Below are 14,635 nucleotides of genomic sequence, written 5' to 3' on the forward strand. Positions count from 1 at the left end.
GAGGATTGTTCATCTTTTTGGACCCCTCGTGCACGCACCAAAAGGCCGCCGGGGATCGACTCACCGTTGACGTGGGCCGCGCGGAATCCTACGGTCATCCATAGGATTCCTTTGTGGGCTCGGAAAAGGGCCTCAGGACAGGAGCGGGCGATGACCACGGAGCAGGCCAGGAAGACGGCCGAGGCGCTCACCTACAGCACCGGTTTCGGCAACGAGCACAGCTCGGAGGCGGTCCCCGGCGCGCTGCCGGACGGCCGCAACTCGCCGCAGCGCGCTCCCCTCGGCCTCTACGCCGAGCAGCTCAGCGGCAGCGCCTTCACCGAGCCGCGGGCCCACAACCGCCGCTCCTGGCTCTACCGGATCCGCCCCTCGGCCGCGCACCCGCCGTTCACCCGGATCGACAACGGCACCCTCGCCGGCGCCCCCTTCACCGAGACCGTGCCCGACCCCAACCGGCTGCGCTGGAACCCGCTGCCCGAGCCGGCGCCCGGCACCGACTGGCTGGCCGGCCTGTGGACCCTCGGCGGCAACGGCGACGCGACCCAGCGCACCGGCATGGCCGTGCACCTCTACCACGCCAACGCCTCCATGGAGCGGGTCTTCGGCGACGCCGACGGCGAGCTGCTGATCGTCCCGGAGCGCGGCGGCCTCCTCCTCCGCACCGAGCTGGGCCTGCTCGCCGCCCACCCGGGCGAGGTGGCGCTGATCCCGCGCGGTGTCCGCTTCCGCGTCGAGCTCCTGGACGAGACGGCCCGGGGGTACGTCTGCGAGAACTACGGCGCCCCGTTCCAGCTCCCGGACCTCGGCCCGATCGGCGCCAACGGTCTCGCCAACGCCCGTGACTTCCGCGCCCCGGTCGCCGCCTACGAGGACGTCGAGGGCCCGGTCGAGGTGGTCAACAAGTACTGCGGCAACCTCTGGTCGGCGACGTACGGCCACTCGCCGCTCGACGTCGTCGCCTGGCACGGCAACCACACCCCGTACGTCTACGACCTGCGCCGCTTCAACGTCATCGGGACGATCTCCTACGACCACCCCGACCCGTCGATCTTCACCGTCCTCACCTCGCCCTCCGACACCCCGGGGCTCGCGGGCGTCGACTTCGTGGTCTTCGCCCCGCGCTGGCTGGTCGGCGAGGACACCTTCCGCCCGCCGTACTTCCACCGGAACGTGATGAGCGAGTACATGGGCCTCATCGAGGGCGCCTACGACGCCAAGGCAGAGGGCTTCGTCCCGGGCGGCGGCTCGCTGCACAACATGATGTCCGCACACGGCCCCGACCGGGAGACCTTCGACAAGGCCAGCGCCGCCGAGCTGAAGCCGCAGAAGATCGACGACGGCCTTGCCTTCATGTTCGAGACCCGCTGGCCGGTGACGACGACCCCGCAGGCCGCGGGCGCCGACCACCTGCAGAAGGGATACGACGACGTATGGCAGGGTCTTGAGCGCCACTTCCGGCCGTAATGTCTCGGCCGTAAGCCCGTAGCCTTCGTACGGAGAACCCGTGACCGCCTTCGCTCCCGACTCGCTGGTCCTGAACCGCAAGCTGCCGCTCTGGTATCAGGTCTCGCAGTCGCTGCGCGCCTCGATACTGGGCCGCACGCCCGACGCCTCGCTGCGGCTGCCCACCGAGGAGCAGCTCGCCGCCCACTACGGCGTGAGCGTGCTGACCATGCGCCAGGCCCTCAAGGAACTGGAGGAGGAGGGCCTGATCAGCCGGCACCGGCGGCGCGGGACCTTCATCGAGCCGGGCGCCCGGCGGTCCACCCCGCGCCGGCTGCTCGGCTCGATCGACGCGATCGTGGCCCAGCAGTCCGGCGAGCGGACGACGGTCCTCGGGCACGGCGCCGAGCCGGTGCCCGGGGAGCTCGCGGAGTACTTCCCGGACGTGCCGGAGGTCGTGGCGTACCGGCGGCTGCGCAGCGACGGGGAGAGCGGCGAGCCGACGAACTGGGCGGAGAACGCGGTGCGACCCGAGCTCGCCGCCGCGATCGACCCGGCCGATCTGGAGCGCTGGCCGATGACGAAGGTGCTGCGGGACGTGGTCGGGGTGCGGATCAGCCGCATCACGGACACGGTCGAGGCCCGCCTCGCGGACCCGGAGACGGCGGGACTGCTCCAGGTCCCGCTGCTCTCCCCGATCCTCCACTACACCGGCGTCACCTACGACGAGGACGGCCGCGTCGTCGACGTGGCCCGCATCCGCTACCGCGGCGACCGCTTCTCCTTCACGGTGACGGTCGAGGCGCACTGACAACCGCAGGACGGCGGTGACTGCCGGGCCCGGGCAGGGACGGCGGTGACACGCTGCCGGAGCCGGACTCTCGTCTTCCGGCCCCCGCCGTGCCAGGCTGACGGCGGGGGGATCAGATGAGGCACATACCTTTCTTCCGCTGGGTCCTGACGGTCGGCGTCACGCTCTTCGCGTGTTCGGCGGGGCTGTACGCGATGGAGTCGGACGCGGAGCAGCCCGCGACGCGCCAGATCGACCTGGCGGTGGTCCACGAGAAGGCCGACGGCACCTGCCGGGTCCGGTGGAGCGACCCGTACGAGAAGAAGACGCGGGAGGGGCCGTACCACTGCGACCCCGGCCGGAGCGACAGCCTCAAGGCGCCGAACTACGGGGACAGCCGGGGCTACGGCTGGGAGTCCGGGTTCATGTACACGGAAGGGCCGGACCGGGGGGACCTGTACGACGTCGAAGCCCCCGTGGAGGAGGACCTCTCCACCTCGGACACCCTCCTGCTGCTGGGCGTGCTGCTCATCCTGACCGGACTGGTCGGCGGGAACCTCCGCGCCCTCCCCCGGGTCCTCGGCGTGGAGGCGCGGCTCGTGCGCCGCGCGGTCCGGCTGGCCGAGGCCGCCGGGTGGGCGTCCGAGGACCACGCGCGGGCGGTGGACGCGGTGCGGGACGCCGAACGGCAGGGGGAGCTCGGCGCGGCGCCCGACCCCGAACTGGTCCGCGCCCTGTGGGTGCTGCGGGAGGCCGGACCCCAGGCGCACGAGGCGGCGGCGATCGCCCGGGACCTGGCGGACCGGCTGCGCCCGCTGCTCGAGGAGGCGGCCCCTGCCGCCGGGCTGCGCGCCAGGCTCCAGGCCGGACCGGCGGCCCGCGCCGACGCCGAGGCCGCGGTCGGCGAGCTGCGCCGGCTGCTGGCCGACGCCGAACGGCAAGGCCTGCGCGAGCGGTTCGCGCAGACCTCGGTCGACCTGCTCCGGGGGCAGGACGCCGACCGTGCCGCGCTCGCGGCCGGGGCGGACTTCGAGCGGGACCCCGAGGAGTACCGCCGCCTCCTGGAGGACCTCGTACCGCTCGAACCGGCGGCCCGACCGGCACCCCCGCGACGCCGCCGGTGGCGCCGCTGACGGGTCCGCCCCGGCACGGCCGGCGCTGGTCCCGTACGGACAGCCGTCGTTAGCATGCGGGGCGTGACGGAATACGTACGTCTCGACGAGCTGATGCCCTGGTCCGTGGCCCCGCTGCGGTTCGGGCGGTCCTGGATCGTCGCGCCCGACGCCCGCACGCTGCGGACCCGCTGGGACCGGCTCGTGGCGGCCGAAGGGGCCGAGCGCGAGGCGCTGTTCCGGCCGAGCCGAGCGCGGAGTCAGACGAGCGCGGTGGGGGCGCTGCCCGGGCAGCGGACCGGCACGACGCGGTTCGCGCGGGAGTCGGGGCCGTGCCCGGAGCCGGTGCGGGTGGCGCAGGGGCCGTTCGACGAGCAGTGGCTGCTGCCGGACCACCGGCTGATCGACACCGCACGGCCGGAGCTGTGGCGGGTCGCCGGGGAGCAGCAGGTCTTCGTCGTGGAGCAGGGGTACGTGCCGGGGGCGGCGGGACCCGCGCTCCTGGTGACGGCGGCGCTGCCGGAGGGACGCTCCCCGGCGGGCCGGCCGGGCCGCATCCGGCCGCTGTTCCGGCGCCCCGGGGGCCGGGAGCCCAATCTCGCGCCGGGCCTCCTGGACTTCCTCGGGAAGCGGTACGGGCACGAGGTCGACGCCCATGACTGGCTGGCGTGGATCGTGACGGCGGCCCTCCCCTCCCCCGACGGCTGCCGCGTCCCGCTCCCCGGGGACCCGGCGGTGTGGGCGGCGGGCGTGGCGCTCGGCCGGGAGCTCGCCGACGTGCAGCTGCGCGGCGCGCTCAGCGGGACGAGGCCCCGGCTGCCGGGCGGGCGCCGGCCCTATGTGCGGGCGGCGGTCCCGGCGCGGCCGACGACGATCTCGTACGACTCCGAGGCCGAGGTGCTCGACGTCGGCGGGGGCCTCGTCTCCCCCGTGCCGGCGGAGGCATGGGAGTACCGGGTCGGCGGGGTGCGGGTCCTGGAGCAGTGGTTCGCGCACCGGACGGCCCCGGCCGAGCCCGGCTCCCTGGAGGCGATCGGGCCGGCGGCCTGGCCGCAGGAGTGGACCTCGGAGCTGCTCGACCTGGTGACGGTGCTCGCGCTGCTCGGGGCGCGGGAGCCGGAGCGGGCGGCGCTCGAAACCGGGGGCCTCGGCAGGGCGGCGCTCGAAACCGGAGGCCTCGACCGGGCGGACCTCGACGCCGCCGGAGTCCTCCCGGCCCCGTCCTGGTCCCGCCGCCCCGCTTCCGTCCTCGACCATCAGGAGGAGGGCCCGGAAGGCCAGTTCATGCTCCTGTGAGCGGCTCTCCCGCGGCCGGGGGCGCGAACGAGTCGAGGAGGCGGCCGATGGTCATCGCGAAGATCTCGTCCGCGTCGACGGGGGCGGCCGGGGCCTCGGCGAGCAGTCCGGCGAGGTGCGGGTACCGGCCGGTCGCCACCTGCCCCATGAGGTAGGCGCCGCGCACCGCCTGCTCCTCCGCCTCGGACCAGGGCAGTCCGCGGGCCCGTTCGGCGATGGCCTGCTCGTTGGCGACGGTCGCCATGACCGTGCCGTTGACCATGGCGATCAGCTGCATCTTCAGCCCGGCGGGCACGTCCAGCGGGGCGAGGCAGCCGAGGCACCACTCCAGGAAGCGCAGGGCGTTGGGGCTGAAGCCGTAGGCGGTGGTCATCACCCGGGCCAGCCAGGGGTGCCGGTACATGATCGCGCGGCTCTGGTGGGCGATGCCGGTCATGTCGGCGCGCCAGTCGCCGCTGGGCTCCTCGGGGAGCTCGTACTCGCCGCTGACCGCGTCGACCATCAGCTCGTACAGGTCCTCCTTGCGGGGGACGTAGTTGTAGAGCGACATGGTGCCGCAGCCGAGTTCGGCGGCGACGCGGCGCATGGAGACCGCGTCGATGCCGTCCGCGTCGGCGATGCGGACGGCCGCGTCCACGATGTCCCGCCGGCTGTAGGCCGGTTTCGGGCCGCGGCCCGTGCGCTCGGGCCGCGCCCAGATCACTTCCGGTTCGGCCGCTCGGCCCGCCATGGATCATCACCTCGCTCACCATCGTAGTTACGTACGCCGTACGTAGTGGGGTATGGTCGCGCCATGACGACTACGTACGCTGTACTTAGTGAAGGCCTGCGGAAGCGTTACGGCGACGTCCACGCCCTGCGCGGCCTCGACCTCGCCGTCCCCGAGGGCACGGTCTGCGGCGTCCTCGGCCCCAACGGCGCCGGCAAGACCACCGCCGTCCGCGTCCTCACCACCCTGGTCGCACCGGACGGGGGCAGCGCGCTGGTCGCGGGCCACGACGTCGTGCGCGACCCGGCGGGGGTACGGAAGCGGATCGCGGTCACCGGGCAGTACGCCTCCGTCGACGGCGACCTCACCGGCGCCGAGAACCTGCGGCTCTTCGCGAAGCTGCTCCGCGCCCCGCGCTCCCGCGCCGACGAGCTCCTGGAACGCTTCGGCCTGACCGCGGCCGCCGGGCGGCCCGCCCGCACCTACTCCGGCGGCATGCGGCGCCGCCTCGACCTGGCGGCGAGCCTGATCGTGCCGCCGCGGGTGCTCTTCCTCGACGAGCCCACGACCGGGCTCGACCCGCACAGCCGCAACGGGATCTGGGACGCCGTAAGGGAGTTGGCCGACCAGGGCACGACCGTGCTGCTGACCACCCAGTACCTGGAGGAGGCCGACCAGCTCGCCGACGACATCGTCCTGATCGACGAGGGGCGGGCCGCGCAGCACGGCACCCCGGCCGAACTGAAGGCGCTCGTCGGCAGCTACGCCGAGGTCGTCGTCGCCGCCCCGTCCTCCCTCGAAGCGGCCGCGGCCGTCCTCGACCAGCTGACCGGTTCGGCGCCGGTCCTGGACGCCGAGCGGCGCACGGTCGGCGCGGTGACCACGGACACCACGCTCACCCTCCCCCGGATCGTCCGCGAGATCGACGCGGCCGGGGTCCACATCGTCGACGCCTCCCTGCGTCCGCCCACCCTCGACGAGGTGTTCCTGCGCCTCACCGACCGGAAGGAGCTCGTCGCGTGAGCGCCCTCGTGCACGACGGGACCGCCGTCCTCGGCCGCCACCTCCAGCGGATCAGGCACGCGCCCGCGATCACCGTCATGACCCAGACGATGCCGATCGTCTTCCTCCTCTTCTTCGGGTACGTCTTCGGGAGCGCGCTCGCCGCGCCCGGCGCCGAGTACCGGGCCTTCCTCGTGCCCGGCATGCTCGTGGCCACGGCGGCGGGCGGCCTGATGACGGGCATGCTCCAGGCCGCGCAGGACTCCCACCGGGGCGTCATGGACCGCTTCCGGACGCTGCCCGTGAGCCGGGCCGCCGTCCCCCTCGGGCAGGCCCTCGCCGACCTCCTCGCGAGCGCCGCAGGCACGGTCCCGCTGATCCTGGTCGGCCTCGCCATGGGCTGGCGGATCGAGGGCACGCTCCCCGAGGCCCTGGGCGCCTTCGGCCTGCTGCTCCTCTTCCGCTTCGCGACGACCTGGGTCGGCATCCTGCTCGGCCTCGCCTCGAAGAGCGAGGAGGCCGCCGGACAGCTGGGCAGCGGCGCCTTCATGCTGCCGCTGCTCTCGAACGCGTACATCCCCACCGACGGCATGCCCGGCTGGCTGCGGACGATCGCCGAGTGGAACCCCATCTCTGCCGTCACCACGGCGGTCCGGGACCTCTTCGGGAACGCGCCGGTCCCGACGGAGGCGGCCTGGCCGGTGGCTCACCCCGTCGCGGGCGCACTGCTCTGGTCGCTCGGCCTGATCGCCGTCTTCGCGCCGCTCGCGGTGCGCAGGTACGCCCGGGGGTGACGCACGCCCTGGAGACAGGAGGGTGACGCACCCCCTGATGACAGGAGGCGCACCGGCACGGTAGGCAGGACGGTCATGAGCACCCAGCCACACGCCCTCCCCACCCAGCCGCTCCCCCTCGCCGGGGTCACCGTCGTCGCCGTCGAGCAGGCCGTCGCCGCGCCGTTCGCCACCCGCCAGCTCGCCGACCTCGGCGCCCGCGTCGTCAAGATCGAGCGCCCCGACGGCGGGGACTTCGCCCGGGGGTACGACACGGCCGCCCAGGGCCTCGCCTCCCACTTCGTGTGGTGCAACCGCGGCAAGGAGTCGGTGGCGGTCGACCTCAAGGACCCCCGGGGCCTGGCGCTCGTCCGGAAGATGGTGGCCGGCGCCGACGTCTTCGTACAGAACCTGGCGCAGGGCGCGGCGACCCGCCTCGGCCTCGACGCCGCCACCCTGTGCGCTGCGCACCCGCGGCTGATCGCGGTGGACGTCTCGGGGTACGGAGCGGAGGGACCGTACGCGCACAAGCGGGCGTACGACATGCTCGTCCAGTGCGAGGCGGGGCTCGTGTCGGTGACCGGCACGCCCGAGCAGCCCGTCAAGTCGGGGATCCCGGCCGCCGACATCGCGGCCGGGATGTACGCGTTCTCCGGCGTCCTCGCGGCCCTCGTCCGGCGCGGCACGACCGGCCGGGGCGGTCCGGTGGAGGTCTCCCTGCTCGACTCGCTCGCCGAGTGGATGGGGCATCCGCTGCACCACGGGATGCACGGGGGCACTCCCCCGGCGCGCACGGGGCTCGCGCACGCGGTGATCGCCCCGTACGACGCGTACCCGACGGCGGACGGCGGTCTGGTCCTGCTCTCCGTACAGAACGACCGGGAGTGGCGGCGGCTCGCCGAACAGGTCCTCGGCCGGCCCGAATTGGCCGACGACCCGGAGTTCGCGACGAACACGGCGCGGGTGGCGGGGCGCGGGGCGACGGACGCGGTGGTCGCGGCGGCGCTCGCCCCGCTGACGGCGGCGGAGGCGCTGGCCCGGCTCGACGCGGCGGGCATCGCCTGCGCCCGGCTCAACTCGGTCGCGGAGCTCGCGGACCATCCGCAGCTGACGGCCCGTGACCGGTGGCGGGCGGTGGAGTCCCCGGTGGGACCGCTGCGTGCGCTGCTGCCGCCGATCGTCTTCCCGGACGCGCCGGAGCCCCGGATGGACCGGATCCCGGCGCTCGGTCAGGACACGGACGAGGTGCTGGCCGGGCTCGGGGTGCCGGAGGCGGAGCTGAAGGAGCTGCGGAGCGCGGGGGTGATCGCCTGACGGGGCTCGGGGCGCTCCGGACACGACGGAGCGCCGGACGGGCGGGGACACGTCCGGCGGGGTCGTTCGTCGGGGCCGTACGGGCGGCCGGGCCGTCGGGGCTAGTGGCGCGTGCCGAAGAGCGAGCTGCGCAGGCGCCGGAGCGGAGCGAAGAGGGAGACCCGCGCGCTGCGGCTGCGGTGACCGTGCACCGGCACCTCACGCGTACGCGTCGTCAGTTCCCGCATGAGGAGCGTCGCCTCGGCCACCTCGCGCTGGGGCACGGCGGGACCGCCGAGCACCGCGAGATGGCGGTCGAGCCGCGAACTGGTCGCGCTGCTCCCGCAGGTGATGGCAGGCACTCGCGGCCTGCTGCGCATTGCTATCTGTTCCATGTCACTCCCCACCCGTACAAGGGCACCCGACCCGGGCAGGTTAACCCTATCGCCCCATCGCGACACCCGTGTATCCCGGCGGCGGGATTCACCGCACTCGTACGGGGGTTGACGGTGACTGTCCGAATCCATCTGATTCCAGGGCGAGTTGGACAGCGCTCGAACACCTGCCGAACCATCACGAACCATCCTGCACCCCGGACCGTCACCCGCGGACACGAGAGCGTGTGTGATCTCCACCACCAAGATCGTCCGGACCGTCCGCCGAGGGGACCCGCGCAGGACAGGAGCCGTGCGGACGCCCCTCGGCTACCGTGGATCCATGACGGTGATCGCGGGTCGTTACCGGCTGCTCGACGTCCTCGCCGAGGGGGCGACGGGCACCGTCTGGCGCGCCCTGGACGAGACGGACCGCCAGGAGGTGGCCCTCAAGGAGTTCCGGACTCCGGCCGGACTGCCGGCGGACGAGGTGCCCCTGCTGTACGCGCGGCGGGAGCGCGAGGCGCGGGCCGCCGCCCGGATCTCCCACCCCTCCGTCGTACGGGTCCTCGGCGTGGTCACCGAGGACGGCCGGCCCTGGGTCGTGACGGAGCTGGTCCGGGGCCTCACGCTCGCCGAGACCCTCGACGCCGGCGGTCCGCTGCCCGCGCGGGAGGCCGCGCGCGTCGGTGCCGAGGTCCTCGCCGGTCTGCGGGCCGCCCGGGAGGCGGGCGTACCGCACCGGGGCGTGACACCGGGACAGGTGCTCCTCGCGAACGACGGGCGGATCGTGGTCACCGGCTTCGGCGGCGCGCCGGACGACGGCACGGACGCGGAGGCGGACCTGCGCGCCCTCGGGGCGCTCCTGGAGGTGGCGGCGGACGACCGGTCCGGGCCGCTGGGCGCCGTGATCGACCGGCTCGCCGGCGACGGGCCTTCCGTGACGGCCGATCAGGTCGAGCGCGAGCTGCGCCGGGTGGCGGCGGGCGGTGCGCCGAGGACCGGGGAGGCACCGGTGGAGGCTTCGGCCCCGCCCCGCACGGACCGGGGCGACGAGGCCGACACCGGGACGTCGCCCGCGCCGTCCCGGCCGCCGGGGCCGCCACGGGCAGCGCCCCGCCGGGGGCCCGTCCTGGTGGCCGGGATCGTCGGGGCGCTGCTGATCGCGGGCGTGTTGACGTATCAGGCGGTACGGGACGACGGACCGGATACCGGGCCCGGCCCCGGCGGTGTCACGAGCACCGCTCCGGTCGGGCCCGGCGACGGTCCGGCTACAGCACCCCGTTGAGCGAGGGCAGGTAGCCGCCGGACTGTCCGGCGGCGGTCGGGTGGTACGACTCGCCGATGTTGAGCCAGTTGACGCTGTGCAGCCAGGACGAGCTCGAGCAGATCTCGTGTCCGGTGAAGGCGGGGACGACACTGGCGAAGGCGAAGCCGTGGTCGGCAGCGCGCTTGGCGGTGGCCGCGTTGAGGTAGTCGGAGGCGTTGTTGATGGCGCTGCGCTCGTTCTCGCTCAGGCCGGCGATGCAGCCGCCGTTCAGCTGGTAGAAGCGCGGGTAGCCGAGGACGACGACGTGGGCGGCGGGCGCCTTGCTCCGGATGGCGTCGTAGACGGAGTCGAGCTTGCCGGGGAGCGTGGTGTCCACGTAGGCCTTGGCCTGATTCACGCGGTTGATGCAGGTGGCCTCGGACTGCAGCACACAGGTCGTCATGACGTCGGCGAAACCGGCGTCATTTCCCCCGATCGTGATGGAGACCAGGTCGGTGGCGGCCGAGAGGGGGCCGAGCTGATTCGCGGTCACATCACCCGTTCGGGCGCCCGAGCAGGCGGTGAAGGCGAACGAGGAGGGGGCGTTCGCGTTCTTCCACAGGACCGGATACGCCTTCGTGGAGCGCTTGCAGTCGCCGCTGGCACTGTCGTAACTCCCGGAGCCCACACCGGAGGAGTACGAGTCTCCCAGGGCCACGTAGTCGAGTGCGGCGGTTTCGGCCGCCTGGGCCGCGCCCGCCCCGGTGAGGGTGAGGACGGCGCCGAGTAGGAGCGAGGACGAGAGAGCGGCAAAACGGGACAGTCTCATGGAACCTCCCTGTAGCAGGATCTCTGCGCTACCAGGTAGTAGCATCGGATCCGCCCCTCCGGAAGTGTCCATGTCAAAAGTGGGGGCGAACTGAACCTGACCCTCCGTCAAGGACCGTCGAAATTCGGCCAACCGGGCCACCCGCAAAACCCCGTGCGCCACCCCGTCGCTTGCCCGATCATGGGCGTCATGTCCGACACCCCCGCCGTACCGCCCGCCCCGCGGCAGCCGACGACCGCGTCGCTGCCCGTCATCGTCAACCTCGACGACAGCGACTCGCCGGGGGACGTCCTGGACGCGCTGTTCCTCGACCGCTTCGCGACCGGGGAGCAACCGCACGCGCACAGCACCACCCTGGACCGGGCGAAGCCCGACGCGACGCTGCTCCCCGAGGGGGCGCGGGTGCTGCGGGCGGCGAAGGACGACGACCGCAGTTCGGTGCTCGCCGAGGGCGAGGGCTGGACGATCCTCTCCTCCCGCTGGAACCGGCGCGCGGACGTGACCGTCACGGCGACCGACCCGGAGCTGGCGAAGCGGATCCTCGCCGAGGCCACGGACGGGGCGAAGGACGAGCCCGAGCCGGAGCCCGAGGACGTCACGATGGGGTTCTGGTACGTGGCTCCGCAGCGCGGCCCGCGCCGGATGACCCGCCGGATCAGCGCCGGGACCTGGGAGGAGGTCCGGTCCAACTACTCGGCGCCGGTGGCCGCGTCGATGGACCGGCTGATGAAGGTGACCCCGGAGGACATCAGCGGCCGGCTCCTGCTGCTCCACGGCCCGCCGGGCACGGGCAAGACCTCGGCGCTGCGGACGCTGGCCCGGGCCTGGCAGGACTGGTGCCAGGTGGACTGCGTGCTCGACCCGGAGCGGCTCTTCAACGACATCGGCTATCTGATGGACATCGCCATCGGCGAGGACGACGGCACGTCGAAGGAGCGCTGGCGGCTGCTGCTCCTGGAGGACTGCGACGAACTGATCCGCGGCGGGGCGAAGCACACGGCGGGGCAGGCCCTGTCGCGGCTGCTCAACCTGACGGACGGGCTGCTCGGCCAGGGGCGCAACGTCCTGGTCGGGGTCACCACCAACGAGGACCTGGAGCGGTTGCATCCGGCGGTGGTCCGGCCGGGCCGCTGCCTGGCCCGCATCGAGGTCGGACCCCTGAGCCGGGCCGAGTCGGTGGAGTGGCTCGGCCGCGAGGAGGACGTGCCGCGCGAGGGCGCGACGCTGGCGGAGCTGTTCGCACTGCGCCGCGGCACGCCCTCGGCGGACCTCCCGGAGCCCCGCACGGCGGGGGCGGGGCTGTACTTGTAAGGCCCGGAGAAGAGGCCTCAGCTGTCGTACGCCGCCCGCAGCGCCTCGTTCAGCGCCGCCTCCGCGGCCTCGCGGCTGAGGCCCAGACGACGGGCCTCCTCGGCGAACTGGGCGGCGGCGGTGGCGGCCCGGCGGGTCGCCGCGTCACCGGCGGCGGCGACGAAGGTGCCGTGACGCCCGCGCGTCTCGATGACTCCGTCCGCCTCCAGTGCCTTGTACGCCTTGGCGACCGTGTTCGCGGCGAGGCCCAGCTGCTCCGCGAGCCCTCGTACCGTCGGCAGCTTGTATCCGACCGGCAGTCTGCCCGATCGGGCCCGCTCCGAGATCTGGGCCCGGAGTTGTTCGTAGGGAGCGGTGGTGGATCCGTGGTCCACAGCGATGGTGAGTGTCACCCCGCCGATTCTGCCCCCACCCCGCGGGAAAATGGGAGGCGGCGGTGCGTCCCGCGCCCGTAGCGTGCCACCCCATGACTGTGATCGTCCGTGATGTACGGGCCCCGGACGCCGAGGGCTTCGCCCGGGTGCGCCGGGCAGCGCTGCCGTTCATGCTCGCGACCGCCGAGCAGCTCGCCTTCGACTGGGCGCACGCCCACCCCGACAGCCACTACCGCCCGCTGGTCGCCGTGACCGAAGAGGGCGGGATCGTCGGGACCGCCCAGGTGGGCATCGCGCACGACGCCCCGAGGCCCGGGATCGGCTACGCGAACGTGTACGTGGACCCCGCGCACCAGGGACTCGGCGCGGGCACGCTGCTGCTGCGCACCGCCGAGGAGTACCTGGCCGAGCGGGGAGCTCGGACCGTGTACAGCTGGGCCCTGGACGAGCCGGCGAACCACGCCTGGGCCGAGCGGCGGGGGTACTCCTCCAGCCGCAGCGCGCACTTCCTCCGGCTCGACCTGACGAAGGCCGGGCTGCCGCCGCTCCAGGACCCGCCGGCCGGTGTCGAGCTGCGCACGGCCGAGGACTTCGCGGCCGATCCCCGTCCTCTGTTCGAGCTGGACGCGGTGACGACGGCGGACGAGCCGGGGGACGTGGGCGCGGAGCTGGACGACTACGCGCACTGGCGGGAGACCACCTGGGAGCATCCACTGCTCGACCGGGCGCTGACGACGGTCGCGGTGGTCGACGGGGTGCCGGCGGCGTTCAGCGCGGCGCAGACGGACGGTCTCGGCCGGTACTCCTCGGGGATGACCGGCACGGCGCCCGCGTACCGCGGCCGCGGGCTCGCGAAGCTCGCCAAGAACGCCTCGCTGCACCGGGCCAGGGCGGCGGGCTGCACGGAGGCGTTCACGGGGAACGACGCCGGCAACGGGCCGATGCTGGCGATCAACAAGTGGTTCGGTTACGAGATCAGTGCGACGGAGGTGCGGTATGTCCGGACGATCGGTTGAGATCACCCTGACGAAGGCGGGCAGGACGAAGATCCGCTACCCGGCCGAGGTGCTGACGGAGGAGGGCGCCCGGCTGTCGGTGCGTGCCCCGTGGGCGGCCGAGGGGGTGCGGGACTTCGGCTTCGTGCGGTTCGAGCCGGGTGACGTGTTCGTGGAGCACTACTGGCGCGACCGCTGGTTCACGGTCAAGGAGGTGTGGTCGGGCGACGGCGCCCTGAAGGGCTGGTACTGCGACATCACCCGGCCGGCCGTGATCGACGGTTCCGGGGTGGTGGTCGAGGACCTGGACCTGGACCTGTGGGTGTCGGCGGACGGCAGCGAGGTGCTGCGGCTCGACGAGGACGAGTTCGCGGCGAGCGGCCTCGCCGCCTCCGACCCGGAGGCGGCGGCCCGTGCCGTGGTGGCCCTCGACGAGCTGGAGCTGCTCGGCCGGGAGGGCCTGATCGAGCTGCTCGGCTGACGCCGTTCGACGGGGTTGACGCAGTTCGAGGGGGTTGACGCAGTTCGAGGGTGTTGACGCCGTTCGACGCGGTTACCGCAGTTCGACGTCCGCCTGCTCGGCGGCGAGGAAGCCGGGCAGCGGCAGGCCCGACGCGCCGGCCGTGAGCTGCAGGAGGGTGGCCTCCACCCGGGCGGCGCCCGGCCGGTAGGCGGGGTCCTTCACGACGGCGCTGTTGGCCCAGGTGTGGAGGTGTCCGTCGCAGACGGCGCGGGTGCCGCCGATGCCGGTGGAACGGCTCCCCTGCTTGAGGGTGGAGGAGACGAAGACGGGCCCTTCGCTGTCGTCGAGGCAGCGGTACGTGCCGGAGACGGTGACCGTGCTGTCGGCGCCGAGGATGCCGTACGCGTCGACGGTGAGGCCGTCGGCCCCTTCCGCGTGGGCGAGAGGGGCGACGGCGGCGGTGAGCAGGGCGGCTGCGGCGAGGACGAGTCGGACGCGCATGGATGAGGGTCCCTTCGGATGTGGGGGGGAAGACGCTGCCCGCCAGGGATACCGGATCCGGCCGCCGACCGTCCGAAACTCACCCCATCGGGGGCGAGTTGGAACGCCGGTACGCATACCG

16 protein-coding genes are annotated in these 14,635 nt (G+C 73.6%); 11 read left to right on the top strand and 5 right to left on the bottom strand.

What is annotated here, in order from left to right:
* The first annotated feature begins 150 nt into the window (after window positions 1-150).
* The 4 genes from hmgA to SVTN_RS08155 all read left to right on the top strand — a co-directional run bounded on the left by hmgA (window position 151) and on the right by SVTN_RS08155 (window position 4,641).
* Window positions 151-1,464, top strand: coding sequence for a homogentisate 1,2-dioxygenase (gene hmgA / locus SVTN_RS08140; protein ID WP_041128457.1), 1,314 nt, complete (start codon window positions 151-153; stop codon window positions 1,462-1,464).
* Window positions 1,465-1,504: 40 nt separating this feature from the next.
* Complete coding sequence (locus SVTN_RS08145) at window positions 1,505-2,254, top strand: GntR family transcriptional regulator (protein ID WP_041128458.1); 750 nt, start codon at window positions 1,505-1,507, stop codon at window positions 2,252-2,254.
* A gap of 116 nt (window positions 2,255-2,370) precedes the next feature.
* Window positions 2,371-3,366 (top strand): hypothetical protein, encoded by a 996-nt coding sequence (locus tag SVTN_RS08150; protein ID WP_052499020.1) that lies wholly within the window; start codon window positions 2,371-2,373, stop codon window positions 3,364-3,366.
* Between the two features lie 54 nt (window positions 3,367-3,420).
* A complete protein-coding gene (locus SVTN_RS08155; RefSeq protein WP_041128459.1) occupies window positions 3,421-4,641 on the top strand; it encodes a type ISP restriction/modification enzyme in 1,221 nt (406 codons plus the stop codon).
* Here SVTN_RS08155 and SVTN_RS08160 read toward each other — a convergent pair.
* Window positions 4,628-5,371, bottom strand: a complete 744-nt coding sequence (locus SVTN_RS08160; protein ID WP_041128460.1) for a TetR/AcrR family transcriptional regulator — start codon at window positions 5,369-5,371, stop codon at window positions 4,628-4,630. The two genes, SVTN_RS08155 and SVTN_RS08160, sit on opposite strands and share 14 nt — an antisense overlap.
* Window positions 5,372-5,434: 63 nt before the next feature.
* Here SVTN_RS08160 and SVTN_RS08165 point away from each other — a divergent pair, with 63 nt between their 5' ends.
* From SVTN_RS08165 to SVTN_RS08175, 3 genes are all read left to right on the top strand, one after another.
* On the top strand, window positions 5,435-6,373 hold the full coding sequence (locus SVTN_RS08165; protein WP_041128461.1) for a daunorubicin resistance protein DrrA family ABC transporter ATP-binding protein: 939 nt from the start codon (window positions 5,435-5,437) through the stop codon (window positions 6,371-6,373).
* Window positions 6,370-7,146: an ABC transporter permease gene (locus SVTN_RS08170; protein WP_041128462.1), complete on the top strand. Its 777-nt coding sequence runs from the start codon at window positions 6,370-6,372 to the stop codon at window positions 7,144-7,146. The genes SVTN_RS08165 and SVTN_RS08170 overlap by 4 nt, the downstream gene beginning before the upstream one ends.
* A gap of 75 nt (window positions 7,147-7,221) precedes the next feature.
* The gene (locus SVTN_RS08175; protein WP_041128463.1) at window positions 7,222-8,439 is read left to right on the top strand and encodes a CaiB/BaiF CoA transferase family protein; all 1,218 of its coding nucleotides are present in this window, start codon (window positions 7,222-7,224) and stop codon (window positions 8,437-8,439) included.
* 101 nt (window positions 8,440-8,540) lie between these two features.
* Here SVTN_RS08175 and SVTN_RS08180 read toward each other — a convergent pair whose 3' ends face one another.
* Window positions 8,541-8,813: a hypothetical protein gene (locus SVTN_RS08180; RefSeq protein WP_041128464.1), complete on the bottom strand. Its 273-nt coding sequence runs from the start codon at window positions 8,811-8,813 to the stop codon at window positions 8,541-8,543.
* 322 nt (window positions 8,814-9,135) lie between these two features.
* Between SVTN_RS08180 and SVTN_RS08185 the strand changes: the two genes are divergently transcribed.
* Window positions 9,136-10,080: a protein kinase domain-containing protein gene (locus tag SVTN_RS08185; RefSeq protein ID WP_041128465.1), complete on the top strand. Its 945-nt coding sequence runs from the start codon at window positions 9,136-9,138 to the stop codon at window positions 10,078-10,080.
* Here the strand turns inward: SVTN_RS08185 and SVTN_RS08190 are convergent.
* A complete protein-coding gene (locus tag SVTN_RS08190; RefSeq protein WP_041128466.1) occupies window positions 10,064-10,870 on the bottom strand; it encodes an SGNH/GDSL hydrolase family protein in 807 nt (268 codons plus the stop codon). The two genes, SVTN_RS08185 and SVTN_RS08190, sit on opposite strands and share 17 nt — an antisense overlap.
* A 180-nt stretch (window positions 10,871-11,050) precedes the next feature.
* Between SVTN_RS08190 and SVTN_RS08195 the strand changes: the two genes are divergently transcribed.
* Window positions 11,051-12,181 carry a DUF5925 domain-containing protein gene (locus SVTN_RS08195; protein ID WP_052499021.1) on the top strand — a complete coding sequence of 377 codons (1,131 nt, stop codon included), beginning with the start codon at window positions 11,051-11,053 and terminating at the stop codon, window positions 12,179-12,181.
* A gap of 17 nt (window positions 12,182-12,198) precedes the next feature.
* Here the strand turns inward: SVTN_RS08195 and SVTN_RS08200 are convergent, their stop codons facing one another.
* A complete protein-coding gene (locus SVTN_RS08200; RefSeq protein WP_041128467.1) occupies window positions 12,199-12,573 on the bottom strand; it encodes a GntR family transcriptional regulator in 375 nt (124 codons plus the stop codon).
* Window positions 12,574-12,647: 74 nt separating this feature from the next.
* On the opposite strand from SVTN_RS08200, the gene SVTN_RS08205 reads away from it, so the two are divergent.
* Both SVTN_RS08205 and SVTN_RS08210 read left to right on the top strand, forming a co-directional pair.
* The gene (locus SVTN_RS08205) at window positions 12,648-13,571 is read left to right on the top strand and encodes a GNAT family N-acetyltransferase (protein WP_041128468.1); all 924 of its coding nucleotides are present in this window, start codon (window positions 12,648-12,650) and stop codon (window positions 13,569-13,571) included.
* Window positions 13,552-14,031, top strand: a complete 480-nt coding sequence (locus SVTN_RS08210; protein ID WP_041128469.1) for a ribonuclease FAU-1 family protein — start codon at window positions 13,552-13,554, stop codon at window positions 14,029-14,031. Before SVTN_RS08205 ends, SVTN_RS08210 begins: the two co-directional genes overlap by 20 nt.
* Before the next feature lie 72 nt (window positions 14,032-14,103).
* On the opposite strand, the gene SVTN_RS08215 is transcribed toward SVTN_RS08210, so the two are convergent.
* A complete protein-coding gene (locus tag SVTN_RS08215; protein ID WP_041128470.1) occupies window positions 14,104-14,514 on the bottom strand; it encodes a DUF6299 family protein in 411 nt (136 codons plus the stop codon).
* Window positions 14,515-14,635: the final 121 nt, after the last annotated feature.

Source organism: Streptomyces vietnamensis, assembly GCF_000830005.1.
Lineage (GTDB): Bacteria > Actinomycetota > Actinomycetes > Streptomycetales > Streptomycetaceae > Streptomyces > Streptomyces vietnamensis.

Excerpts from the sequence above, each read along its gene's own strand:
- hmgA (WP_041128457.1), top strand. The coding sequence starts at position 151 with ATGACCACGGAGCAGGCCAGGAAGACGGCCGAGGCGCTCACCTACAGC.
- SVTN_RS08150 (WP_052499020.1), top strand. The coding sequence starts at position 2,371 with ATGAGGCACATACCTTTCTTCCGCTGGGTCCTGACGGTCGGCGTCACG.
- SVTN_RS08155 (WP_041128459.1), top strand. The coding sequence starts at position 3,421 with ATGCGGGGCGTGACGGAATACGTACGTCTCGACGAGCTGATGCCCTGG.
- SVTN_RS08160 (WP_041128460.1), bottom strand. The coding sequence starts at position 5,371 with ATGGCGGGCCGAGCGGCCGAACCGGAAGTGATCTGGGCGCGGCCCGAG.
- SVTN_RS08165 (WP_041128461.1), top strand. The coding sequence starts at position 5,435 with ATGACGACTACGTACGCTGTACTTAGTGAAGGCCTGCGGAAGCGTTAC.
- SVTN_RS08175 (WP_041128463.1), top strand. The coding sequence starts at position 7,222 with ATGAGCACCCAGCCACACGCCCTCCCCACCCAGCCGCTCCCCCTCGCC.
- SVTN_RS08180 (WP_041128464.1), bottom strand. The coding sequence starts at position 8,813 with ATGGAACAGATAGCAATGCGCAGCAGGCCGCGAGTGCCTGCCATCACC.
- SVTN_RS08185 (WP_041128465.1), top strand. The coding sequence starts at position 9,136 with ATGACGGTGATCGCGGGTCGTTACCGGCTGCTCGACGTCCTCGCCGAG.
- SVTN_RS08190 (WP_041128466.1), bottom strand. The coding sequence starts at position 10,870 with ATGAGACTGTCCCGTTTTGCCGCTCTCTCGTCCTCGCTCCTACTCGGC.
- SVTN_RS08195 (WP_052499021.1), top strand. The coding sequence starts at position 11,051 with ATGGGCGTCATGTCCGACACCCCCGCCGTACCGCCCGCCCCGCGGCAG.
- SVTN_RS08205 (WP_041128468.1), top strand. The coding sequence starts at position 12,648 with ATGACTGTGATCGTCCGTGATGTACGGGCCCCGGACGCCGAGGGCTTC.
- SVTN_RS08210 (WP_041128469.1), top strand. The coding sequence starts at position 13,552 with ATGTCCGGACGATCGGTTGAGATCACCCTGACGAAGGCGGGCAGGACG.
- SVTN_RS08215 (WP_041128470.1), bottom strand. The coding sequence starts at position 14,514 with ATGCGCGTCCGACTCGTCCTCGCCGCAGCCGCCCTGCTCACCGCCGCC.